Source organism: Paraburkholderia jirisanensis (assembly GCF_054782355.1).
Map to the genome: position 1 here is coordinate 703,508 of NZ_BAAGSQ010000026.1, position 23,809 is coordinate 727,316.

Below are 23,809 nucleotides of genomic sequence, written 5' to 3' on the forward strand. Positions count from 1 at the left end.
GTCTGGTGCGACGCGAACGGAGATTAACGATGCATCAGCCAATTCAGTCGGGACTGGTTCAGCCTGAGGTCCGGCTGCCGAGTATCACCGTGCGCTTCGCGCTCGAGCCTGGTCAGCTCTTCTGCTGGGAGCTTGCAGCGGATGCTGAACTATTCGTGTTGCGCGAGCGCGTTTGGCTGACGCGATTCGACAGCAACTACGATTATTGGCTCGAACCGGGCGAGACCCTGCATCTGCCTCGCAACGAGCGCGTGCGAATCAGCACCGACGGACAGAAGGCCGCAGAAATCGCGGTGACCTCCGCTTATTCAGGGTCGACGTGCCGCTCGCACGGCTGGCTCGGGCGCCTGCGTGCGATGGTCGGCAGCCGCTCGCCGCTCGCGCTCCGTTCGATCTAGCGTCGCTTCAGGTGCTGCGGCGGCGCAAGGCCGCCCGACGCGCGATCACAGGTGCCGGTAGTAGAAGGTCGTCGAGCAAAATTCGCCGTCCGGCATCAGTGCATACTTCGGTACCTCGCCGACACGCTGCCAGCCGGCTCGCTGATAGAGCCGCTCGGCATCGCCGCCGGTGACGGTATCGAGCACCAGCACGGTCTTGCCTGCGGCGCGCGCAAGCTCGTCCACCTCGGCCATCAGGCGCCGCGCGACGCCGCGCCGGCGTACGTCGCGATGCACCAGCATCTTCGCGACGTCGGCGCGGTGCGGCTGGTTTTCCGGTTGCGCGAGGATCAACTGCACGGTGCCGACGATGCGGCCGGCGTGGTCCTCGGCAACCAGCAGCGCGCGCTCGCCGCGCGCCACGCCGTGTGCGACGCCGTGCCAGAAGTCGAGTGCGGTGTCGCGTGCGAGCGGCCACATAAAGCTGACCGAAGCGCCACCCGCGACGCAATCGAGCAGCACGTCAGCAAGACCTTCCATACAGTCTGCCGCTTCGTCGGCGCTGACGCGCCGCACGCCGATCTCGTGATGATTCATGGTGGTTGCCCCCGCGTTTGTCCCCACGCCTGTCTCCGTTCTGGTCCCGGTTGCCACGCGCCGGAGGGCGCGGCTGGCCGGCAGAGTGTAGACCTTAACTGCGCACTTCAAAAAACCATCGGATAATCCATTGGCTTCAGCTTCCTGGAACCATGACAGCACCGGCACAGCACCCTTGCTGGTCTGCAGAGGCCACGCCGCCTGTACAGGGTCAGCATGGCCGCTTGCCGAGGGCATTGCAGCCGGTTCGGTGCAGGGCGTTAGCCATGCAGACTGGAAAAACACAGTGCAATTACGCAAATATATCGGCAGGCCCAAGGCCATTATTTATCGACGTTTGAACCGCCTGTCATAGCGCCGTCGCAGCATATTGATAGGCTCTATGGTGGCGATTTGTTTGCTTTTGTTGCGGGCGCAACGGTAGCTCACTTACCATGGCCAAACGCTGTGGCAGAAGACGAGGTGTGATTGGCACGGTTCGAAGGGTCGAACCGGTTGAGGGAAAGGCGGCAGAAAACGACACTTGTTGCGTAGTCCAGAGACGGTGCGCCGAGATTTAAAAGATCCCGGCAGACCGTATCCGAACACTCTTCCATATTGGAGCAACGCAATGAGCAAGGTAATCGCCGGCATCAAGATCCCCGACAGCAAGATGGCGCGTGACGCGACGCAACTGGTGCGCGACACCGAATCGGACCTGCTGTTCAACCATTCGACGCGCGTGTTTCTGTTCGCGGCACTGACCGGTGAACGCAGGAAGCTGAAATACGACGCCGAGCTGCTGTACATGGGTGCGATGTTCCACGATATGGGCTTGACGAGGCAGTACAGCAGCAAGGAGTTTCGCTTCGAGGTGGACGGCGCCAATACGGCGCGCGACTTCCTCCAGCAATACGGTGTCGGCGAGTACGAAATCGAGCAGGTGTGGGATTCGATCGCGCTGCATACGACGCCGGGTATTCCGGAGCATAAGAAGCCGGTCGTTTCGCTGGTGACGGCCGGTGTAGAGATGGACGTGCTGGGCCTCGCCTACGATCAGTTCACCGACGAGCAGCGTGAACAGGTGGTGGCGGCGCACCCGCGCGAAAGCAACTTCAAGGAGCAGATCATCGACGCGTTTGCGCACGGCACGATGCATAAGCCGCTCACCACTTTCGGCAATGTAAAGGCCGATGTGCTGGCGCTGAAGGATCCGACGTACAAACGCCTGAACTTCTGCAGCATCATCCTTGGGTCGTCGTGGGTCGACGATCGCAAGGGTTGTGTGCACTGCGACGACCCATCGCATAAGCACGGTTAATCCGTACGCCGGCGTCGACCACGCCGGCGTTTTTACCAGGGCATTAGCCGTATAACCCCACTTTGGTCACTGTTTCAAAGGAAAGGATATGAGCAAACTCACCACCGCTTTCGGCGCTCCTGTCGTCGACAATCAGAACACGCAGACTGTCGGCGTACGCGGGCCGGCGCTGCTGCAAGATGTCTGGCTGATCGAAAAGCTGGCCCACTTCGCGCGCGAAGTGATCCCGGAGCGCCGGATGCATGCGAAAGGTGCGGGCGCTCATGGCACCTTCACCGTGACGCACGACATCACGAAGTACACGCGTGCGAAGATCTTCTCGGAGATCGGCAAGAAGACGCCGATGTTCGCGCGCTTCTCGACGGTGGCAGGCGAACGCGGCGCGGCAGATGCGGAGCGTGACATCCGCGGCTTCGCGTTCAAGTTCTATACCGACGAAGGCATCTGGGACATGGTCGGCAACAATACGCCGGTGTTCTTCTTCCGCGATCCGCTGAAGTTCCCCGACCTGAACCACGCGATCAAGCGCGACCCGCGCACCGGCCTGCGCAGCGCGCAGAACCAGTGGGACTTCTGGACGCAACTGCCCGAAGCGCTGCATCAGGTAACGATCGTGATGAGCGATCGCGGCATTCCGAAGAGCTTCCGTCACATGCACGGCTTCGGCAGCCACACGTACAGCTTTATCAACGCGCAGAACGAGCGTTTCTGGGTGAAGTTCCACTTCCGTACGCAGCAGGGCATCGAAAACCTGACGGATGCGGAAGCGGAAGCCGTGGTCGCGACGGATCGCGAAAGCAACCAGCGCGACCTGCACGCATCGATCGAACGCGGCGACTTCCCGAAGTGGACGCTGTCGGTGCAGATCATGCCGGAAAAGGATGCGAAGACGTACCACTGCAATCCGTTCGACCTGACCAAGATCTGGTCGAAGAAGGATTACCCGCTGATCGAAGTGGGCGTGGTCGAACTGAACCGCAACCCGGAGAACTTCTTCGCCGAGACCGAACAGGCAGGCTTTGCGCCGTCGAACACGGTGCCGGGCATCAGCTTCTCGCCGGACCGCATGTTGCAAGGGCGTCTGTTCTCGTATGCGGATGCGCAGCGCTATCGTCTCGGCTCGAACTACTTCCTGATTCCGGTGAACGCGCCGAAGAACCCGGTGCACAGCTATCACCGCGACGGCAAGATGCGCACCGACGGCAACTACGGCGGCACCGCATCGTATGAGCCGAACACGGTCGGCGAATGGCAGGATCAGCCGGACTACAGCGAGCCGCCGCTCGACGTCGAAGGCGCAGCGGGCCATTGGAACCACCGCGTCGACGAAGACTACTTCTCGCAACCGGGCGCGCTGTTCCGCAAGATGTCGCCGGCCCAGCAGCAGGCGCTGTTCGACAACACCGCACGGGCGCTGCAAGGCACCACCGATGCGGTGCAGGCGCTGCACGTCGAGCACTGCACGAAAGCCGATGCGGCTTACGGTGCAGGCGTGACGAAGGCACTGCAGGCGATCGCCGCAGCGAAGAATGCGCGTTAAGGCTTGAGGAGGAGGGCTGCGCGTTCGTCCTGAGCGGTTTGGGGCGAACGTATGGCCTGGTATGGAGGGACAGTGCGCCCGCCGTTGCAATCCGCTGTGTGTGCGGAGCGTGACGGCGGGCGTTTTTTTGCTTTGAAACGTGCCGCGTGTGGACTAGCCGTGCGGATGCGTTTCGTTGTGTACCGGTTGGACCGGCGCGAAGTTGCGTTTGTCGCCGCCGAAGCCGAGATAGCGGAAGCGCTCGAGCTTATGTTCTTCTTCGAAGTGTCCGAGCGACGGCTTGATCAGATCGCTGCGCGACACGATGCCGACCAGCCGCAACGACTTGCGGTCCGACACCACTGGCATGCGTTCGAGCCCATGTACCGCGAGCCGCATACCGACCACGCGGCAGGTTTCATGAGGCAGGGCCACCACCGGCGTGCCCTGCAGAATGTCGCCGACACGCAGATTGCGCAGGTCACGTGGATCGGCTGATGCGGTGTCTGCCGCGGCCTCTGCTTCCGCTGCTTCCTGCTGTGCCGCTTCGAGCGTCGCACGATCTACCACGCCCAGTACCGCCTCGTTGCCGATGACCGGATACGCACGCCGCGTCTGCTTCGGGCCGAAGTACGTGGCGAGCGCATCGCGTACGGTCACATTCGCATCGATCGCTTCGACGGTGCGTGACATCACCTCGTCTGCGTAATGCCGTTCGAGCGGATCGACGCCGTACTCGCGGTAGATGTGATACCCGCGGCGCGCGATCTTCTCGGTCATGATCGAGCGCTTCATCACGACCGTTGCAAAGCCGTGCGCCACCAGCGTGGCCGCCAGCAGCGGCAGCAGTGCGTTGCTGTCGTGCGTGAGGCCGAACGCGAACACGATCGCCGTGAGGGGCGCGCCGAGTGTGGCACCGAGCGTGGCCGCCATGCACACCAGCGGCCACAGGGCCGGCTCGTTGCCGGGCAACACGTGGCCCAGCACGGTGCCGAGGCCGGCGCCGAGCATCAGCAGCGGCGCGAGTACGCCGCCCGATGTCCCCGAGCCCAACGCGACCACCCAGATCACCGCTTTGACGACCAGAATTGCCACCGCGATCTGCAGCGCGATGTGCTGATGCAGCAGATCGCCGATCACGTCATAGCCGACGCCCAGCGCGCGCGGTTCGACGAATCCGCCGATACCGACCACGAGGCCGCCTAGCGCGGGCCACCACATCCAGTGCAATGGCAGCCGGCCGAACAGGTCTTCCGTTTTATAGAGCGCGGCGGACAAGCCGGATGCGAGCGCACCCGACAACAGCCCGGCCACCACGCACGACAGCAGCGACATCGCGCCTGGCTCCGCGGTTTGCAGCGGAAACAGCGGTGCGGTGCCGAAGAAGATCGCGCGCGCAAAGCCCGCCACTGCGCATGCGAGCGCCACCGGCAGGAAGCTGCGCGGCCGCCATTCGAACAGCAGCAGTTCGACGGCGAGCAGCACGGCGGCCACCGGCGTGCCGAACACCGCAGTCATGCCGGCCGTTGCGCCCGCAACCAATAATGTCTTGCGCTCGGCGGCGGTGACCTTGAAGCATTGCGCGATCAGCGAGCCGATCGCGCCACCCGTCATGATGATCGGGCCTTCGGCGCCGAACGGGCCGCCGCTGCCGATCACGATGCCCGACGACAGTGGCTTGAGCACCGCGACCTTCGGCGACATGCGGCTCTTGCCGAACAGGATTGCCTCGATCGCTTCGGGAATGCCGTGGCCGCGAATCTTCTCCGAGCCGTAGCGCGCCATCATCCCGACGACCAGGCCGCCGGCAATCGGGATCAGGATGACCCACGCACCAAGCGTGTTTAACGCCGGCGAGTGGTCTGCGAACGAAAAGCTGCCGTAGAAGAACAGATTGGTGAACAGATGAATCAGGCTCAGCAGAACGAATGCCGCGAGCGTGGCGAGACAGCCGATTACCACCGCAAGCATGGAGATGCCGGGCAGCCGGGCATTGCTGGAAAAGTCGCGCTTGTGGGCGTCGAGGCTCATGATGTCAACGGATTACAGGTCGATATGTGGAATCGTGAAGGCGCCCTTTAGCGACTTGAGTTCGGCGCGATGCAGTTCGGCGAGGCGCGACAGCAGCTTTTCGCCGGCTTTCAGCAGGTGCACTTCAACCTGGCGGCGGTCGCTTTCGCTGACTTTGCGCTCTACCAGCCCGAGCGCTTCACAGCGCGTAACGAGCGCAACCACGCCGTGATGCTGTGCCTGCAGGCGTTCGGCAAGCTCGCCGATGGTGGCCCATTCGCGCTCCGGATAGCCTTTGACGTGCAGCAACAGCAGGTACTGCAGCGGCGTAATGCCTTCGCCTTGCGCGGCGCGTTCGGAAAAGCGTTCGAAACGCCGCATGTGATAGCGGAATTCGGAGAGCTGCTCAAAATCGGCTTTGCTCAATTCGCGTGAGACGGTCTTCATGGTGGAGCGGTCGGTCAGAACGGGGAAGTGCAGAATGTATCATGAAGTGATATAAATGTGCGGTGGCAGCACACCGGTCTGGTGTTTTCCCGGGTGTCTTGTGGTTTTTGAGCGGCTATGTGCTGCCCGCAGCGTGTGCTATGAGCGGGCGCACCGGCGTGCACCCGCGCCGCGTGACATCAGGCCGCGCGGTGCAGCTGTTCGCCGCTTTGGCGATACAAGCCGGTAATCAGGTCAGTCGGCGTGATGATGCCGGCAAGCTGCCGGTTCGCATCGACCACCGGAATGTGGTGATGCCCGTGTGCCGCGAATTGCGGCACCAGTTCGGCGATCGGTGTCGCAGTGGCGACCGTGCGCACGCCCGAGGCCATCAGCGTGCCAACGCTGGTGCTGCGAATCGTACGGGCGCGCCGCCGCCGGCTCGCGCGCAGCGACAGCCATGGCAAGCGCTTTGCGAGCAGCCGCTCGAACGGCCCGGCACCGCGCGTCATGCTGGCGGCGCCCATCAGGTCCGCACGCGTGACGATGCCGATCACGTGGCGCTGCGCATCGATCACCGGTAGCGCCTTGACGTCGTATTGCTTCAGCAGCGCGGCGGCGGTCTTCGCGGTGGTAGTGGGCGACACGCTGACCGTGTGGCTCGACATGACATCCGCGCACTTCAGTTCGCCGAAGCTGCGTGCATAAGCCTGCATCTGCGTGTCGCGCAGCAGCGCCGCGAGATCCGCCGGGTCGATGGAGAGAAATTCGCTCTGGCGCTTGAGCACCGTGTCGAGGTCGTCGCGCAGCTGACGTTGCCGCGCTTCGGCATCTACGCCGGCCGGCTGCTGCAGCACGTGGGGATAGCGGTGGCGCGTCAGCGCGTGATACGCCAGCGCCACAGCAAGCAGAACCACCGATTGCAGCAATACCGGCTCCAGCAGGAAGCGGTAGCCGAGTGCGTGGATTGCCGGACCGCCGAGCACGGCAGTCAATGCCACTGCGCCGGATGGCGGGTGCACGCAGCGCAGCGTCAGCATCCCGGCGATCGCGCCGGCCACTGCCACGGCGGCGGCGAGCGCCGGGTCTGCAATCCAGCTCGCGCATGCCACGCCCACCGTGGCGGATACGAGATTGCCGCCGAGCAGCGACCATGGCTGTGCGAGCGGACTGGCCGGCACGGCGAACAGCAGCACGGCGGACGCGCCCATCGGCGCGATCAGCATCGGAATGCCGGATCCCGCGCCGAGCAGCCATGGTGTGACGAGCGCAATCGACGCGATGCCAAGCAGCGCACCAAGCGCCGAGCGCAGCCGCTCGGGCCAGCGGACAGTGAGCAGGGCGGGCGCAAACCAGGATAGCCAGCGGGGTACGTTGGAGCGGATCAAGGTATCTGGGTGATGCAAAAAAGGTAAGGCGAGCGTCGAACCTTAGCGGACCGTCGTCGTCTGGGGAACGAACTAGTCGTCATGTTTATATATCATTGTGATATAAAATTGGTGCATGGAAAAGCCGCAGTGCAGCATTTCGGTGCATAAAGGGTGCGGTGGAGTGCAGAAAAGCGAAAGACGTGCTGTGCCGAAACAGCTCACAAGCTGACATAAAACGCTGAAGGCATCGGCGCGAAAGCGCGGCCTGATAGACGTATCGGAGATAGTGTTGACGCGCCAATGCGTGGCGCGATCCTGCACGACGAGCGGCAGCACGCCAACGTTATTTGGCGGCTGTGAGCCCATCCTCGCCATTTGCCGCGTGCATCGCGGTGCTATCGGAGTGGGCCGTCTCACCAAGCGACGGATCGGCGCGGAGCCGGTCGATCGCGAGATCGAGGAAAGCGCCCACTTTTTGCGTGGCATGCCGCCCTTCGCGATGAACCACGTTAATCGGCAGCGCGGGCTGCTCGAATGCTTCGAGCACCAGTTGCAGCGTGCCGGCGCGCAGATGGTGGGCGACCTGATACGACAACGCCTGGGCGATGCCGAAGCCCGATACCGCAGCGGCAATCGCCGCGTCATTGGTGGTGGTCATCAGCCGTGGTTGCGTGCGCAACGATCGCGGCCGGCCGTCGACGGCAAAGCGCCAGTCGACCGAATTCGACGCACCGGTGGTTGCGATGGTCGTATGAGCGGCGAGTTCGTCGAGCGATTGCGGTGTGCCGCAGCGCTGCAGATAATCGGGCGCGGCACACAGTACGCGCCGCACGGCGCCGACGCGGATCGCCTGCAGCGAAGAATCGGGCAACGCGCCGATGCGCACCGCGACGTCGATGCCTTCGTCGATCACATTGACGATGCGGTCCAGAAACAGACAGCTGAGATCGACTTCCGGATAGCGCTGCAGATACTCGACCGCAAGCGGCGTGACGTAAGCGGCGCCGAACAGCACGGGCGCGGTGATCGTCAGCAAGCCGCGCGGGGCGGCATGGGTGCCGGTGGCCGATTGCTCGGCTTCATCGATTTCGCCGAGAATGCGCCGGCAGTTCTCGAAGTACGCGGTACCGGTTTCGGTGAGCCGCACGATGCGTGTGGTGCGCGTGAGTAGCCGCACGCCGAGATGTTCTTCGAGCTCCGTAACGATGCGGCTGACCACCGACGGCGACACGTCGAGCTTACGCGCGGCGGCCGAAAAGCCGCCTGTCTCGGCGACCGTGGCGAAGGTCGTCATTGCCTGCAAGCGGTCCATGCGGGTTTGGCGTAAGAGATGAAGTGAACGGATGAGCGGATTGAGTGGCTTAGTATAAAGCGGCGCGGATGCATGACGATGCGCGGCGCCGAAAGGCGGCGTCGACGGCGTAGCGCTATTCACGTAGCGCCGCTTGCGCAGCGTCGTGCAGGCACCACTCACTGCCGCACGGTCAACTCCACCGGCATCGCACTCGGCACCATCGTAAACGCGCTGACTTCGCGAATCTGCGCAGGATCGACCGCCAGCTTCACTTCGAAGTTCGCCACCAGCATCGACAGCGCCGCGCGCATTTCCACACCGGCCAGATGCCGGCCCGGGCAGACCCGCGGCCCCGCGCCGAATTGCAGATAAGCACGCGGCTCGTGCGCGCCGCGTCCGGCATCGCGCGGCTGCAGCCAGCGGTCCGGATCGAAGCGCTCGGGGTTCGCGAAGTTGCGCGCGTCGTGCATTGGCGGCCGGTTCAGAAAGAAGATCGTCGTGCCGGCAGGCACCCGCACGTCGCCGAGCGTCACGTCTTCGAGCGGCTCGAACGAACTGAGCGCGGCCACCGGTTTGAAGCGGCCGGTTTCGGTGCAGACCGCTTCGAACAGGTCGAGTTCTTTTAGCGTGGCGTAGTCCGGGCACACCGGTGCCGTGCCGAGCACGCGGCGCGCTTGCGTTGCCATGCGCTGCTGCAGCGATGCATCGCCCGCGATAAACAGCATCGACCACGCCATCGAGTGCGCCGTGGTGTCTTCGCCTGCGAGCAGCAGGGTCAGCACGTTGGCGGCAACCTGGTCGTCGGTGATGCCGGAGTTGGGTGTGTCGCGCATCGCGAGCATCGCTTCGAGCAGATGCCGCGGCGTTTCGGGCGGGTCGTCGCGCATGTGCTGGCGAGCCCGTTCCATCATCTGGCGCACGTAGCGGTGAATTTCGATCAGCGAGCGGTCGAGCTTGCGGTCGCGCGGCAGCTTCACGTAGCGCCAGTACGGGAACGGCGAATTCAGGCGCGCCATCAGCATCGGCAGGATGATCGCGAGATGCTCCTGAATCACACCGCTATCGCGCTCCAGCGTGCGCGGGTCTTCGCCGAATGCGAGCGCGCTGGTGACGTCCACCGTATAGCGTTTCAGGTCTTCGACCATTTCGACAGTGCGCCGCTCGCGTGCGGCGCGCAGCCAGCGCGCCTGCAGACGCTCGGTGATGCCGTGCAGCGTCGGATAGATCGCGCGGATCTGCGGAATCGACAGTGCCTGCATGATCAGCCGCCGCTGCGGTTCCCATGCGGCGCCTTCAGCGGAGAACAGGCCGTTCGCGCCGAACTCTTCGAGAATCGCTTCGAGCGGACGGAAGCGCCGAAACCGGTGCGGCCGTTCGCGCGACATGCTTTGTACCTGGTCGGTATCGGACACGACCATGATCGAGCGCCCGCCGATCTGAAAGCGAAATGGTGTGCCGACTTCGCGGCCCCAGCGCTCCAGCGTGTGATGCAGATCTTGCGGCGCAAGCTGATGCAGATTGCCGATCAGCGGCAAGCCTTTGGGCGCCGGCAGTTCGACAAGGCGGCGCACGCGCCCGGGGGTGGTCTGGTTCGTGTCGCCGCTTGCCAGTGTGCTCATGGGGGTCTCCGGGTTTGGCCTTGCGGGCGGCGGCGTGCGTGCCGCGCCGGCTTGCGCCGTCTTTTCTCGGACGATTGCTTCGGCCCCATTGTATGTGGATCGTGGGCTACGCGATAGCCGTCGGTCAGGCTTACGGCTTCGCGTGGTTGCACGACACAACGCAAGCAGGAAGACATGGAACACACAGAATGCGCGAGCCGTTAAGGCTGGCGCATCGGGAACAGAAAGTGCATGATCCGGTTCACGTGCGCACGTCCGGCCGCGGCGCGGCCATCCGACTGCACGGTCCAATTTCGACGCATCGCCTCCGGAGAATCGAACATGCCTACCTATGACGCAGCCAATCCGTTTGCCGAATTCAACAAGATGCTGGAACAGTTCAAGCTGCCCGGCTTCGATGTGCCGGCGGTGATGGAAGCGCGCCGCAAGGACGTCGAGGCGCTGGTCGCGGCCAATCAGACCGCATGGCAAGGCATGCAGTCACTGGCGCAGAAGCAGGCCGACATGCTGCGCTCGACGCTGACCGAACTGCAGGCGGTCGCGTCGAAGCAGGCCGCTTCCGGCGGGATGCCGTCGGCCGACACCGCCGAGCTGGTTCAGCAGACGCTGCACAAGGCGCTCGCCGACATGCAGCAGCTCGCACAGGCGGCCTACCGGTCGCAGGCCGACTCGTATGCGGTGATCGCCAAGCGCGTCGAGGAAAACGTGCAGGAACTCAAGACGCTGATGCAGCAGAAGAAGTAAGCAGCGGAACAGCAGGGCTACGGTTGGCCAGTGTTGTTGCCGGTTTGGTCATCCGTAGCGGGCGGCGCTTTGCTTTTTGCATCGGCGCCGCCTGTCGTATTCCCCGATGTTGCAGCGCCGATGCCGCCCGTCGCACGGCTTGTCTGCTTGCCCGCGGCCTCCCGCGCCGCGGCGCTGATCACGCGATGCACGAAGCGCAGCTTGTCCACCACCGCCGGCGCCAGCGTGAACGGATAGCCATCCGCCATTCCAAGGCTGCGGTTCAAACTGTTTAGCGCGTACGTCAACGGAAACCAGCGTTTCATCAGATTATCGAAGCTGGCTTCTTCCACTGGCGTCTGGTCGAGCAGCGCCGGGTCGTTCGGCCCCGGCGGCAGTAGTGCGACGCCGTATGAGGTCGCGGTATCCAGTACGTCGACGATCAACAGGTAGTGCGCCCACGTTTCGGCCCAGTCTTCCCACGGATGCATCGTTGCGTACGCACTGATGTAGCGTTGCGGCCAGTCGGCCGGCGCGCCGTCGCGGTAGTACGCGTCGAGTGCCTGTGCGTAGTCGGCACAATCGTCGCCGAATACCTGTCGAAACGGATCCTGCCAGCGCGTGCCGGTAATCAGCCGCTCGAAATAGTAGTGCCCGGACTCGTGACGAAAATGCCCGAGCAGCGTGCGATACGGTTCGCCCATCGCGGTGCGCATCCGTTCGCGGTGAGCGTCGTCGGCTTCGGCGATGTTCAGCGTGATCTTGCCGTTCGCGTGGCCGGTCATGACCCGTTCGCCGTTGCCCGAATCTTCGAGGAATTCGAATTCGAGCCCGTGTTCCGGATCGGCATCGCGTGCCTCGATGCTCAGGCCGAGTTCGGCAAGCGTATAGAGCAGCCGGCGTTTCGCGGTTTCCAGCCGGTACCAGTAGAAGCGGTTGTCCTGGTTGCTGAGATTCGGAATCGTGTGCGTCAGGCGGCACGCGCGGCATAGCGGCGCCGGATCGTCGGCGGGCAGCATCCAGTTGCAGACGTTTTCCACCGCATAGTTGTGGCACGGCCGGTAGAGCTTGCCTTCGGCGGCGGGGTGCAGGCTGCGCCAGGTACCGTCGCCCGCATCGTCGAATGCGCTAATCTCGTCGAGTTCAGGCACGTAGCCGAGTAGCGTGTCGCAGCTTTCGCAGCGCACGTTCTCGAAGTACACGCGTTGCTCGCAGCGGTTGCAGTGGAACGGTTTCATCGGGTCAGCCTGTCTGCGGTCGTTCGGATGGGTGGTTGCGCGCGCAACGGTGGCGTCGCATCGGCTGTCGGCGCATTGCAACGGCGCTCCGGTGCGCGCCGTTGCCGTGTTGCGCAATGTTCATGCCGCAGCCGTAGCATGTCGCAGGTTGAGCGCACACTGCGTACAACATGGGGCAGCCGGTGTGCGCCGGTTTGGTGCGTCAGGCCGACGTGCAGCATAACGGCGCGGCAAGTACGGGGTAGGTATGGGGCAGGCGCGTGGTTCCGATCCGCAGCGATCCTGTCGCTGCGCCGTGCTGCGGCGATCCCGCCCGTTGCACCATCCAACGGCATGAAGCTTGCTTTTTGCGGCTGCCCCGCCTGTCCCCCTCGCATTCGACCAGGAGTCCGGTGTGTCCATACGCGTTGCCTTGAATCACGTCACGCAGTACCGCTACGACCGGCTGGTCGGACTCTCGCCGCAGGTAATCCGGCTGCGGCCGGCGCCGCACTGTCGCACGCCGATCCTGTCGTATTCGCTGCGCGTCGAGCCGGCGCAGCATTTCATCAACTGGCAGCAGGATGCGTTTGCGAATTATCAGGCGCGACTGGTGTTTCCGGACCGGATGCGCGAATTCAAGGTAACCGTCGACCTCGTCGCGGAAATGGCGGTGTACAACCCGTTCGATTTCTTCCTCGAGCCATCCGCCGAGAAGTTTCCGTTCAAGTACGCGCCTGAACTGCGCGCCGAACTGGCGCCGTACCTCGTCAAACGCGATATGACGCCGCGCTTTGCGGACTTCGTGGCGAGTATCGATCGCGCGCCATGCGTGACGGCCGATTTCCTCGTCGCGTTGAACCAGCGCGTGCAGCGCGAGATCCGCTATCTGATCCGCATGGAGCCGGGCGTGCAGACGCCTGAGGAGACGCTCGTCAATGCTTCCGGTTCGTGCCGCGACTCGGGCTGGCTGCTGGTCGAAACCCTGCGGCAGCTGGGTCTTGCCGCGCGTTTCGTGTCCGGCTACCTGCTGCAGCTGGCACCGGATACGAAAGCGCTCGATGGCCCGAGCGGCACCGAAGTCGATTTCACCGACCTGCACGCGTGGTGCGAAGTGTACCTGCCGGGCGCGGGCTGGATCGGCCTCGATCCGACTTCCGGGCTGCTGGCGGGCGAGGGGCATATTCCGGTCGCCTGCACGCCCGAGCCGGGCAGCGCGGCGCCGATTTCGGGCGCCGTCGAGGAATCCGAAGTCGAGTTCATGCATTCGATGACGATCACCCGCGTGCTGGAAACGCCGCGCGTGACGAAGCCTTACACCGAAGCGACATGGAATGGCGTGCTGGAGATGGGCGCGCAAGTGGACCGCGATCTGCACGACATGGACGTGCGTCTGACGATGGGCGGCGAGCCGACCTTCGTCGCGGTGCGCGACCGCGACGCCGCCGAATGGAACACCGACGCGCTTGGGCCCACCAAGCGCAGTTATGCGGTAACGCTAATGGACCGGTTGCGCGAACGCTATGGCGCGAACGGTTTTCTGCATATCGGGCAGGGCAAGTGGTACCCGGGCGAGCAACTGCCGCGCTGGGCGCTATCGCTATTCTGGCGTGCGGACGGCGAGCCTTGCTGGCAGGACCCGGCGCGTTTTGCCGACGAGCGCGACCCCGGTTGCTACACCGCGGAAGACGCACAGCGTTTCATCGAGCATCTTGCGGACAAGCTCGCACTCGACAAAAAGCACATTCAGCCCGGCCACGAAGACACGTGGTACTACCTGTGGCGCGAACGGCGCCTGCCGGTCAACGTCGATCCATTCGAAGCGCGGCTGGCCGACGAACAGGAACGCGTGCGCCTGCGCCGCGTATTCGATGCGGGCCTAGCCGCAGTAACCGGCTATGCGTTGCCGCTTTCGCGGGGGCCCGGTGAGCGCTGGACCAGCGGCCCGTGGTTCTTCCGCGACGAGCGGATGTACCTGATTCCGGGCGATTCGCCGATGGGTTATCGGCTGCCGCTCGATTCGCTGCCGTGGGCCACGGCGGCGGACTATCCGGTGCAGCACGTACGCGATCCATTCGACGAACCCGCGCCGCTGCGTAGCGCCGCTCAATTGCGGATGCAGTACGCGGGTGTGGCGGGCGAGGCGCATGAGTATGCGAACCCGCATTGGCGACCCGGTACGTACGATGGCGTTGCTGCATCAGACGGCGGCGTAGCGCCGAAGTCGCGTGTCGATGGCGGCAATGGGGCGCGCGGCGCGGCGCGTCACGACTTTGGCGAACCGATGTCTACACCGACACCGATGCCCGCGCGCGGCGAATCCGCCGCGTCGCTGCTACGCACCGCACTGTGCGTCGAAGTGCGCAACCCGGCGCGTGCCGCCGGCCCGCAAGCCGAAGCGAAATCGTTCGGCTCGAGCCACGCGCTGCTGCATGTGTTCATGCCGCCGCTCACCGTGCTCGACGATTATCTTGACCTGCTCGCCGCGGTCGAAGCGAGCGCGCGCGATCTCGACATGAAAGTCGTGATCGAAGGCTATCCGCCGCCGCGCGATCCGCGTCTGAAAATGCTGCAGGTCACGCCGGATCCGGGCGTCATCGAAGTCAATATTCACCCGGCGTCGAACTGGGACGAACTCGTCGACCACACGGAATTCCTGTACGGCGCCGCGCACGAATCGTATCTGTCGACCGAGAAGTTCATGCTCGACGGCCGCCACACCGGCACCGGCGGCGGCAACCACTTCGTGCTCGGCGGCGCGACGCCGCCGGACAGTCCGTTCCTGCGTCGGCCGGACCTGCTGGCAAGCCTGGTGGCGTACTGGCATAACCATCCGTCGTTGTCGTATCTATTCTCGGGACTGTTTATCGGCCCAACCAGCCAGGCGCCGCGCATCGACGAAGTGCGTAACGACCAGGTCTACGAACTGGAGATCGCGCTGCGCGAATTGCAGCGCCAGACCGAGCGGATGGGTGGCGCGCCCGTGCCCGCATGGTTGATCGACCGGTCGCTACGCAACATCCTGATCGACGTGACCGGCAACACGCACCGCGCGGAATTCTGCATCGACAAGCTGTACTCGCCGGACGGCCCGACCGGCCGGCTCGGCCTGCTCGAACTGCGCGGCTTCGAAATGCCGCCGCATGCGCGCATGAGCCTCGTGCAGCAGTTGCTGCTGCGCGCGCTGGTCGCGCGTTTCTGGAAAACGCCGTACACCACGCGCCTCGCCCGCTGGGGCACCGAACTGCACGATCGTTTTCTGCTCGGCAGCTTCGTGCAGATGGATTTCGACGATGTACTGACCGAACTTCGCGAAGCCGGCTATGCATTCGATGCCGCGTGGTTCGCGCCGCACTTCGCGTTCCGTTTTCCGCTGGTCGGTGAACTCGACGTGAACGGTATCGCGCTGACGCTGCGCGGCGCGCTCGAACCGTGGCACGTGATGGGCGAAGAGGGCTCGGCCGGCAGCACGGTGCGCTACGTCGATTCGTCGGTCGAACGGCTCGAGGTGCGCGTGCTCGGATTGAACGGCGATCGTCATCGCGTGACGGTCAACAGCCACGCGTTGCCGCTGCAGCCGACCGGGCGCGTCAGCGAGCACGTGGCCGGCGTGCGCTACCGCGCCTGGTGGCAACCTGCTGCGCTGCATCCGACCATCGGCGTGCACGCGCCGCTGACGTTCGACGTGGTCGACACGTGGAGCGGGCGCTCGATCGGCGGTTGCCAGTATCATGTCGCTCATCCCGGCGGACGCAATTACCAGACGTTCCCGGTCAACGCATACGAAGCCGAGAGCCGGCGGCGCGCGCGCTTTTCGGCGGCAGGGCATACACCGGGGCCGCTCGCCGTAGCCGAAGGCGCGCCGCCGCGCAGTCTGGAGTTCCCGTTTACGCTGGACTTGCGCTACTGGTAACCGAATAACGAGCGACGTACCGATCTTGGCCTTTCAATCGACCTTTCCGTTCGAAACCACCGCCGGCCATGCCGATGCCGCTGCGCTGCTGCGCGCGCTGCCGGCGCGCGAAGGCCATTGGGACGAACTGCGCGAGCCGTCCGGCGCGCTGCGCGAACCGTGGCGGCGCTTCTTCGAACTGCTCGGCGAAGACGGCATTGCGGGGCTCGACGCGCGCAATGCTGCGGTGGCGCAGCAGGTGCGCGACAACGACATCACGTACAACGTCTACGCCGACAAGGGCGAGCCGCGCCCGTGGGCGCTCGACCTGCTGCCGTTCCTGATCGAGGAAAGCGACTGGGCAGAGATCGAGCGCGGCGTGATGCAGCGCGCGCGTCTGCTCAATGCATTGATGGCCGACGTGTACGGTGCGCAAACGCTGCTGCAGCAGGGCAAGCTGCCGCCTGCGCTGGTGTTCGGACATCGCGGCTATCTGCGCGCGGTGAAGGGCTACATGCCGCCCGGCGGCCAGTTTCTGCAGGCGGTTGCCGTCGACCTCGCGCGCGCGCCCGACGGCAACTGGACGGTGATGGCGCATCGCACCGAAGTACCTTCGGGCTTGGGCTACGCGCTGGAAAACCGGCTGATCGTATCGAGCCTGTTCGGCGATGCGTTCCGCGAAATGCGCGTGAGCCGGCTCGCGCCGTCGTATTCGCAGCTGACCGGCACGCTCGCCCAGCTTGCGCGCACGACCATGCGCGACGAAGCGCCGGATAGCGTCGCGAATATCGCGCTACTCACGCCCGGACCATTCAGCGAAACCTATTTCGAGCACGTGTTTCTGGCGCGCTATCTCGGCATCGCACTGGTTGAAGGTAAAGACCTGACGGTGCGCAACGACATGCTGTATCTGAAGACACTCGCGGGCCTCGAACGCGTGCACGTGGTGTTGCGCCGGCTCGACGACCAGTTCTGCGATCCGGTCGAACTGCGCGCCGATTCGACCATCGGCGTGCCTGGCCTGCTGCAGGTGATGCGTGCGGGCAACGTGATCGTGTCGAACGTGCCGGGGTCGGGCTTTATCGAATCGCCGGCACTGCATGGCTTTATGCCCGGCATTGCGCAGGCGCTGCTCGGCGAATCGTTGCTGATGCCGGGGGTGCCGACCTGGTGGTGCGGCGAGGCCGTCGCGCGCGAGCATGCGTTCGGGCAGATCGACGAAGCGTACCTCGTACCGACGTGGCCGCAGATGTCGACCGGCGCGCCCGCGGCGGCAGGGCCGCCGGGTGTGATCGGCGGACGGCAGAAGCTTGCCGCGTGGAAGAGCGAGATCGATGCGGCGCCCGATGCGTTCACGGTTCAGCAGCCGCTGCCGTATTCGTGCACGCCGCGCTACGAAAGCGGCGCGCTCGGCAACCGGCCTTCGGTGCTGCGCGTGTATGCGATCGCCGACATCAACGGCGGCTGGCACGTACTGCCCGGCGGTTTTGCGCGGCTCGCGGGGGAACGGCAGTCGAGCGTATCGATGCAGTTCGGCGGCAGCAGCGTGGACACGTGGGTGCTGTCGAGCCAGCCGAGCTCCACTTTTACGCTGTTGCCGTCGCCGTTGAAGCCCGCCGATCTCGCGCGCAAACATCGCACGGTATCGAGTCGTGCCGCGGAAAACCTGTTCTGGGCCGGCCGCTACGGCGAGCGCGCCGAGAACAACGTGCGCTTGCTGCGGCTCATGCTCGGTTCGCTGGAAGGCAACGACGCAGGCACGATGTTCTCGACGCTGGTCGAACTCGCGCTGCAGTTCGGGCTCGTGCAGCAGGGAGACATGCTGGCGAACCAGTCGCTGCAGTCGTTCGAACGCACGCTGGTGGCAAATCTGCACGAGAGCAATGGCGCCTCGAGCATCGGACAGAATCTTGCGAGCATGGCGCGCGCGAGCGGCGAAATTCGCGGCCGTCTGTCGAACGACCACTGGCGCACGATTCTCGCCGCCCGCAACGATTTCCGCGACGCGCTCGCAACGCTGACGCCCGCGGTTGCTGCTTCGGCCGTGCAGGCGCAAGGCAAGGCGCGCTACAACCGCATGAAGCTGGTGGACGGGCTCGAACATCTTGCAACGCAACTATCCGCGATCAGCGGCGCGCAAGGCGACCGGATGACGCGCGATGAAGCGTGGCGGCTGCAGTTCGCCGGCCGCCACATCGAACGCGTGTGGGCGATGGCGACGATTCTGCGCACGCTCGCGAGCAATGGGCAACTGGCCACGCCGGCCGGTTTCGATCTGCTGCTGCAGTTGTTCGACAGCACGCTGACTTACCGCTCGCTGTATCCGGGCCGCTTCGAAGTGCCGGCACTGATCGATCTGCTGGTGATCGAGCCGACCAACCCACGCGGCCTGTACGGCGTCTACGCGCGCTTGTGCACGAAGCTCGACGACATCTCGCTCGCCGCGGGCGGCACACGGCATCGGCCGTTTAACGATCTGCTGCCGTCGACCGCTTCGCTGCCGATGCTCGAGCGGCTGTGCACGGTCGACGCGGACGGTGCGTATGCGCAGCTGACCGAACTCTGCGATCACCTGACGGGTTGGGTCAGCGCAGCGGCCAACGAGATCAGCGCGCGCTACTTCAGCCACGCGAATACGCTTGCTTCGCAGGTGTCGTCATGAGCGACAAGAGCGCGCCCATCCTGCTGTCGGTGTCTCACCGCACCACCTACCACTACTCGACGCTGGTCGAAACGGCGCAGCATCTCGCCACGATCCGGCCGCTTGCGTGCGCGTGGCAGCGCGTCGTGTCGCACGACGAACGCATCGAGCCGGCGCCGTCGTATCAGCATAGCCGCATCGACGGGTTCGGCAACGACGTGCTGTACTTCGCGCTCGATGCGCCGCACGAACGTCTGCAGTTCGTCAGCGAAACGACCGTGCAATTGACGCCGCGCTGGGCCAATCTCGACCCGGATGCGACGCCCGCGTGGGAAAGCGTCGCCGATGAACTGCGCTATCGCGCGGGCGGCACGTGCCTGCCGCAGACCGAGTTCTGCTTCGCGTCGCCGAATATCGCGCTGAGTGCGGCGTTGCGCGACTATGCGCTGCCGAGCTTCGCACCCGGCACGGCAATCGTGGCGGGCGCGATCGACCTGATGCACCGCATTCACGCGGATTTCGCTTACAAACCGTCGGCCACGATGTTCGATACGCCGGCCGAACGCGCATTCGAGCTGAAAAGCGGTGTGTGTCAGGACTTCGCGCAGGTGATGATCGGTTGCCTGCGTACGCTCGGTTTGCCGGCGCGCTATGTCAGCGGCTATCTGCGCAACGATCCGCCGCCGGGCCAGCCGCGGCTGATCGGCGCCGACGCGTCGCATGCATGGGTGTCCGTGCATTGTCCGCAAAGCGGTTGGATCGACCTCGACCCGACCAACGACGTGCTGGCCGACGTCGATCACATCACACTCGCCATCGGCCGCGATTACAGCGACGTGTCGCTGCTGCGCGGCATGATTCTGGGCGGTGGCGCGCATCGCGTGGAAGTGGCGGTGCACGTGCTTGCGTTGTGAGGTGGACGTTGCGAAACAGTGTCTTTGAAACTGACCGGTGCGCGAAGGTTGCCCAATTTCGAATGCCGGCTTGACAACGTGCATACACACATATAGACTTTGCCTTCATGAACAAAGCCATTTCCCATGACGAGTGCAACTGCTTCGCATTGCGGCAGGCCGCGCGCTATGTAACGCAGATCTACGAACGCCATCTCGGCGAGGTAGGCCTGACGGCCGCGCAGTTCACGATCATGGCAAAGCTGGCGCGCAAGCCAGATCTATCGATCCTCGATCTGGCGGATATGATGGTAATGGAGCGCACCACGCTGGTTCGTGCGTTGAAGCCGTTGCAACGCGACGGCTTCGTGCTCAGCGAGCCGTCGGAGCATGATGGCCGCACCTTTCTTTTCAGCCTGTCCGATGCCGGGCAGCGCGTCTTCGAGCAGGCCGCCGTCGCATGGCGCGCCGCGCAAGACGAATTCGAAGTGAAGTTCGGCCGCACCCGCGCGAAAGCGCTACGCGGCGAACTGTTCAATCTGACAGCCTGATCTTTCGAACGCTTCCGGAACCGACCGGCCCTTATGGTTATTTGAATTGTGTATATGCACTCCGATAACGAAACTGAAACCGAATCCGAAACCGGTACTGAAGCCGGATCCGGAGCAGAAGCCGACTTCGACTTTGCACAGCTGCTGGTAGAGGACGACTGCTTCGCAATCCGGCAGGCCGCGCGCTTCGCCTCGCAGTTGTACGACCGGCACCTGGCGCGAACCGGGCTGAAGATCACGCAGTTCTCGGTGATGTGGCGGCTCGCCATGAAGCCAGGCATGACGATCAAGGAACTCGCCGACTGGATGGTGATGGAGCGTACGACGCTGGTGCGTGCGATTCAACCGTTGCAACGCGACGGCCTGATCGTCAGCGACGCATCACCGCGCGATCGCCGCGCACTGGTGTTTGCGCTGACCCCTGCCGGGCTCGAAAAGGTCCATTCTGCACGCAGCTCGTGGCACAGGGCGCAGCGCGAGTTCGAAGAGCGCTTTGGCGAGGAGCGCGCGACGTTCCTCAGACGCGAACTGTTGGCGCTGACAAAGAAATAGCGAAGCAGAAAAAGCACAGTGCCCCCGGTGCAGCGCTGCAAGGCGCTTTTTTTCAACCATTGATAGTGCATACACACACGAAATCATGTCCACTTCTTCTCCATCGAGCATTGCGCCGGCAGGCGCAGCGGGCGTCGCAAAGCCGGCGCGCCGTATTCCCTGGATGTTGATTGCGTTGTTGTCGGTTGTGCTGGTGGTGGCGGCGGCCGGATCGTACTGGTACCTGGTGGGCCGCTTCGTCGAGTCGACCGACGATGCGTATGTGGGCGGCGACGTGACGGTGCTGGCGCCGCGCGTGAGCGGCTTCGTCACCGACGTGGCGGTGCAGGACAACCAGTACGTGCACGCCAACCAGGTGCTGATCCGCCTCGATTCGCGCGACTACGACGCGCGTCTTGCACAGGCGAATGCGGAAGTGGCTAGTGCGCAGGCCTCGGTTACCGAACTGCAGGCCAAGCGCACGCTGCAACTGGCGGTGATCAACGAACAGACGGCCGGCGTGCAGGCGTCGAATGCGGAGCTGACACGCAGCGCCGCCGACCAGAACCGCTACCGCGCACTGGTGAAAGACGAGGCTGTCTCCGACCAGGTGGTCGAGCGGGCCGATGCGGACCAGCTCAAGGCGCGCGCCGCGGTGGCGCGCAGCAATGCGTCGCTGATTGCCGCGCAGCGGCAACTGGGGGTAATCGATGCGCAGATCGGCGATGCGCAGGCGCGGGTCGCGACGGCCCGGGCGGCGCAGCGCGTGGCCGAACTGAACGTGGAATACACGACGATCCGCGCGCCGATCGACGGCTACATCGGCAATCGCACCGCGCGGGTCGGCATGCTGGCGAACATCGGCGTGTCGTTGCTGACCGTGGTGCCGGCCAGCGGCCTGTGGATCGACGCGAACTTCAAGGAAGACCAGCTCAAACACATGCACGCCGGCGACACGGTGGACGTGAAGCTCGACGCATCGAGCCGGAGCATCACCGGCACCGTGCAGAGCCTGGCGCCTGCGACCGGCGCGACCTTCAGCGTCCTGCCCGCGGAAAACGCCACCGGCAACTTTACGAAGATTGTGCAGCGCGTGCCGGTGCGGGTCCACCTGAACGTGCCGAAGGACATGCAGCAGGTATTGCGGCCGGGGCTGTCGGCGACGGTGGACGTGCACCTCGACCCGGCACGCACCCGATCCTGAACAAGGCGTGTGAGCAAACCGTGACTAACCCCACCGCAACGAACCCGGACCGCGCCCCATGACTTCCACCGCGACCCTGCCCGCCAACCCGGCCGACCAGCCGATGCGCGCAAAGGTGATTGCCTTCGTGCTGATGTGCGTCGGCTTCTTCATGGCGACGCTCGACATCCAGATCGTCGCGTCATCGCTGAAGGACATCGGTGGCGGCCTGTCGGCGAGCCAGGACGAACTGTCCTGGGTGCAGACTTCCTATCTGATCGCCGAAATACTGGTGATTCCGATGTCCGGCTGGCTGACCAAGGTGTTTTCGACGCGCTGGCTGTTCGCTGCCTCGGCGTTCAGCTTCACGATTACCAGCATGCTGTGCGGCCTCGCGTGGGATATCAATTCGATGATCCTGTTTCGCGCCCTGCAAGGTGCGGCCGGCGCGGCGATGATTCCGACTGTGTTCACCACAGCATTCATGCTGTTTCCGGGCAAGCAGCGGCTGGTCGCGTCGACCGCGATCGGCACGCTGGCGTCGATCGCGCCAACCATCGGCCCGGTGATCGGCGGCTGGATCACCGACCAGTGGTCGTGGCACTGGCTGTTCTACCTGAACCTGATACCGGGCGTGCTCGTCACGGTGCTGGTGCCGAAGTTCGTGCACGTCGACGAGGCGGATGTGTCGCTGCTCAAACGCGGCGATTATCTGGGCATCCTGCTGATGTGCGGCTTTCTCGGCTGCCTCGAATACGTGCTCGAAGAAGGCCCGCGCAAGAACTGGTTCGGCGACGACGTGATCCTGACCTGCGCGTGGATTGCCGGCATCAGCGGCTTTCTGTTTCTGGTGCACGCGTTCACCGCGAAGGATCCGATCGTCGATCTGCGGGCACTGGCGATCCGTAATTTCGGCATTGGCAGCCTGCTGTCGTTCATCACCGGCATTGGCATCTTCTGCACGGTGTTTTTGACACCGGTCTATCTGTCGCGCGTGCGCGGCTTCGATTCGCTGCAGATCGGCATTGCGCTGCTGTCGGTCGGCGGCTTCCAGATGATCGGGCTGGTGGTGTATTCGACAGTCGCACGCTTTATCAGTCTGCGCGCGCTGCTGGTGTTCGGGTTGATCCTGTTCGGCCTCGGCTGCTATCTGTATGTGCCGATCACTAACGACTGGGGCTGGCGCGAACTATTGATTCCACAGGCGCTGCGCGGCTTCGGGCAGCAGTTCTGTATCGCGCCGATCGTCACAATGGCGCTCGGCTCGTTACCACCGTCGCGACTGAAATCGGCCAGCGGCCTGTTCAACCTGATGCGCAATCTGGGTGGCGCGATCGGCATCGCGGTGGTCAGCACGATGCTCAACGACCGGCTTAACCTGCATTACGAACGGCTTGACGAGCACGTCAGCGTGGGCCGTCCTGTTATCGAAGCGATCTTGCATCGGCAGTCGGCGTATCTCGCCGAGATGGGCGGCAACGTGGTGAACGGCGTACAAGGCAGCCTCGCGATGCTGCATTCGCTGCTGATGCGCGAAGCGCTGGTGCTGACGTTCTCCGATACCTTCCTGGCCGTCGCGCTGTGTTTCGGCGTTGCGGTACTGGCGATGATCTTTTCACGGCCGTTTGGACTCAGCGCGCCGCCTCCCGATGCTCATTGAAGGAAC

General features: G+C 64.2%; 18 protein-coding genes. 11 read left to right on the forward strand and 7 right to left on the reverse strand.

Features of this window, described 5'->3' with window-relative positions:
• Nucleotides 1-29: 29 nt before the first annotated feature.
• Nucleotides 30-398 carry a DUF2917 domain-containing protein gene (locus tag ACYVNQ_RS19535; RefSeq protein WP_460904209.1) on the forward strand — a complete coding sequence of 123 codons (369 nt, stop codon included), beginning with the start codon at nt 30-32 and terminating at the stop codon, nt 396-398.
• 45 nt (nt 399-443) lie between these two features.
• On the opposite strand, the gene ACYVNQ_RS19540 is transcribed toward ACYVNQ_RS19535, so the two are convergent.
• Complete coding sequence (locus ACYVNQ_RS19540; RefSeq protein ID WP_460904210.1) at nt 444-974, reverse strand: GNAT family N-acetyltransferase; 531 nt, start codon at nt 972-974, stop codon at nt 444-446.
• Between the two features lie 610 nt (nt 975-1,584).
• Here ACYVNQ_RS19540 and ACYVNQ_RS19545 point away from each other — a divergent pair.
• Both ACYVNQ_RS19545 and ACYVNQ_RS19550 read left to right on the forward strand, forming a co-directional pair.
• Nucleotides 1,585-2,274, forward strand: a complete 690-nt coding sequence (locus tag ACYVNQ_RS19545) for an HD domain-containing protein (RefSeq protein ID WP_460904211.1) — start codon at nt 1,585-1,587, stop codon at nt 2,272-2,274.
• An 88-nt stretch (nt 2,275-2,362) separates the two neighbouring features.
• A complete protein-coding gene (locus tag ACYVNQ_RS19550) occupies nt 2,363-3,814 on the forward strand; it encodes a catalase (protein WP_460904212.1) in 1,452 nt (483 codons plus the stop codon).
• A gap of 153 nt (nt 3,815-3,967) precedes the next feature.
• On the opposite strand, the gene ACYVNQ_RS19555 is transcribed toward ACYVNQ_RS19550, so the two are convergent.
• From ACYVNQ_RS19555 to ACYVNQ_RS19575, 5 genes are all read right to left on the reverse strand, one after another.
• Nucleotides 3,968-5,824, reverse strand: a complete 1,857-nt coding sequence (locus tag ACYVNQ_RS19555) for a chloride channel protein (RefSeq protein ID WP_460904213.1) — start codon at nt 5,822-5,824, stop codon at nt 3,968-3,970.
• A 12-nt stretch (nt 5,825-5,836) separates the two neighbouring features.
• Nucleotides 5,837-6,250 carry a MarR family winged helix-turn-helix transcriptional regulator gene (locus ACYVNQ_RS19560; protein ID WP_460904214.1) on the reverse strand — a complete coding sequence of 138 codons (414 nt, stop codon included), beginning with the start codon at nt 6,248-6,250 and terminating at the stop codon, nt 5,837-5,839.
• Between the two features lie 179 nt (nt 6,251-6,429).
• On the reverse strand, nt 6,430-7,617 hold the full coding sequence (locus ACYVNQ_RS19565; protein WP_460904215.1) for an HPP family protein: 1,188 nt from the start codon (nt 7,615-7,617) through the stop codon (nt 6,430-6,432).
• A 325-nt stretch (nt 7,618-7,942) separates the two neighbouring features.
• A complete protein-coding gene (locus ACYVNQ_RS19570) occupies nt 7,943-8,911 on the reverse strand; it encodes a LysR family transcriptional regulator (RefSeq protein WP_460904216.1) in 969 nt (322 codons plus the stop codon).
• Nucleotides 8,912-9,069: 158 nt separating this feature from the next.
• A complete protein-coding gene (locus tag ACYVNQ_RS19575) occupies nt 9,070-10,512 on the reverse strand; it encodes a cytochrome P450 (RefSeq protein WP_460904217.1) in 1,443 nt (480 codons plus the stop codon).
• A 321-nt stretch (nt 10,513-10,833) separates the two neighbouring features.
• Between ACYVNQ_RS19575 and phaP the strand changes: the two genes are divergently transcribed.
• Entirely contained in the window at nt 10,834-11,256 is a 423-nt protein-coding gene (gene phaP / locus ACYVNQ_RS19580) for a TIGR01841 family phasin (RefSeq protein ID WP_460904218.1), read from the forward strand.
• 17 nt (nt 11,257-11,273) lie between these two features.
• Here phaP and ACYVNQ_RS19585 read toward each other — a convergent pair whose 3' ends face one another.
• A complete protein-coding gene (locus tag ACYVNQ_RS19585) occupies nt 11,274-12,473 on the reverse strand; it encodes a zinc-binding metallopeptidase family protein (RefSeq protein ID WP_460904219.1) in 1,200 nt (399 codons plus the stop codon).
• Nucleotides 12,474-12,867: 394 nt separating this feature from the next.
• Here ACYVNQ_RS19585 and ACYVNQ_RS19590 point away from each other — a divergent pair, with 394 nt between their 5' ends.
• The 7 genes from ACYVNQ_RS19590 (at nt 12,868) to ACYVNQ_RS19620 (ending at nt 23,803) form a co-directional block, all read left to right on the forward strand.
• Complete coding sequence (locus ACYVNQ_RS19590; protein WP_460904220.1) at nt 12,868-16,365, forward strand: transglutaminase family protein; 3,498 nt, start codon at nt 12,868-12,870, stop codon at nt 16,363-16,365.
• 25 nt (nt 16,366-16,390) lie between these two features.
• Entirely contained in the window at nt 16,391-19,006 is a 2,616-nt protein-coding gene (locus ACYVNQ_RS19595) for a circularly permuted type 2 ATP-grasp protein (RefSeq protein ID WP_460904221.1), read from the forward strand.
• Nucleotides 19,003-19,899 carry a transglutaminase family protein gene (locus ACYVNQ_RS19600; RefSeq protein WP_460904222.1) on the forward strand — a complete coding sequence of 299 codons (897 nt, stop codon included), beginning with the start codon at nt 19,003-19,005 and terminating at the stop codon, nt 19,897-19,899. Before ACYVNQ_RS19595 ends, ACYVNQ_RS19600 begins: the two co-directional genes overlap by 4 nt.
• A gap of 107 nt (nt 19,900-20,006) precedes the next feature.
• The gene (locus ACYVNQ_RS19605; RefSeq protein WP_460904223.1) at nt 20,007-20,429 is read left to right on the forward strand and encodes a MarR family winged helix-turn-helix transcriptional regulator; all 423 of its coding nucleotides are present in this window, start codon (nt 20,007-20,009) and stop codon (nt 20,427-20,429) included.
• Nucleotides 20,430-20,483: 54 nt separating this feature from the next.
• Complete coding sequence (locus ACYVNQ_RS19610) at nt 20,484-20,981, forward strand: MarR family winged helix-turn-helix transcriptional regulator (protein WP_460904224.1); 498 nt, start codon at nt 20,484-20,486, stop codon at nt 20,979-20,981.
• Between the two features lie 85 nt (nt 20,982-21,066).
• The gene (locus ACYVNQ_RS19615) at nt 21,067-22,164 is read left to right on the forward strand and encodes an HlyD family secretion protein (protein ID WP_460904225.1); all 1,098 of its coding nucleotides are present in this window, start codon (nt 21,067-21,069) and stop codon (nt 22,162-22,164) included.
• Nucleotides 22,165-22,222: 58 nt separating this feature from the next.
• Nucleotides 22,223-23,803 carry a DHA2 family efflux MFS transporter permease subunit gene (locus ACYVNQ_RS19620; protein WP_460904226.1) on the forward strand — a complete coding sequence of 527 codons (1,581 nt, stop codon included), beginning with the start codon at nt 22,223-22,225 and terminating at the stop codon, nt 23,801-23,803.
• The last annotated feature ends 6 nt before the right edge of the window (nt 23,804-23,809 follow it).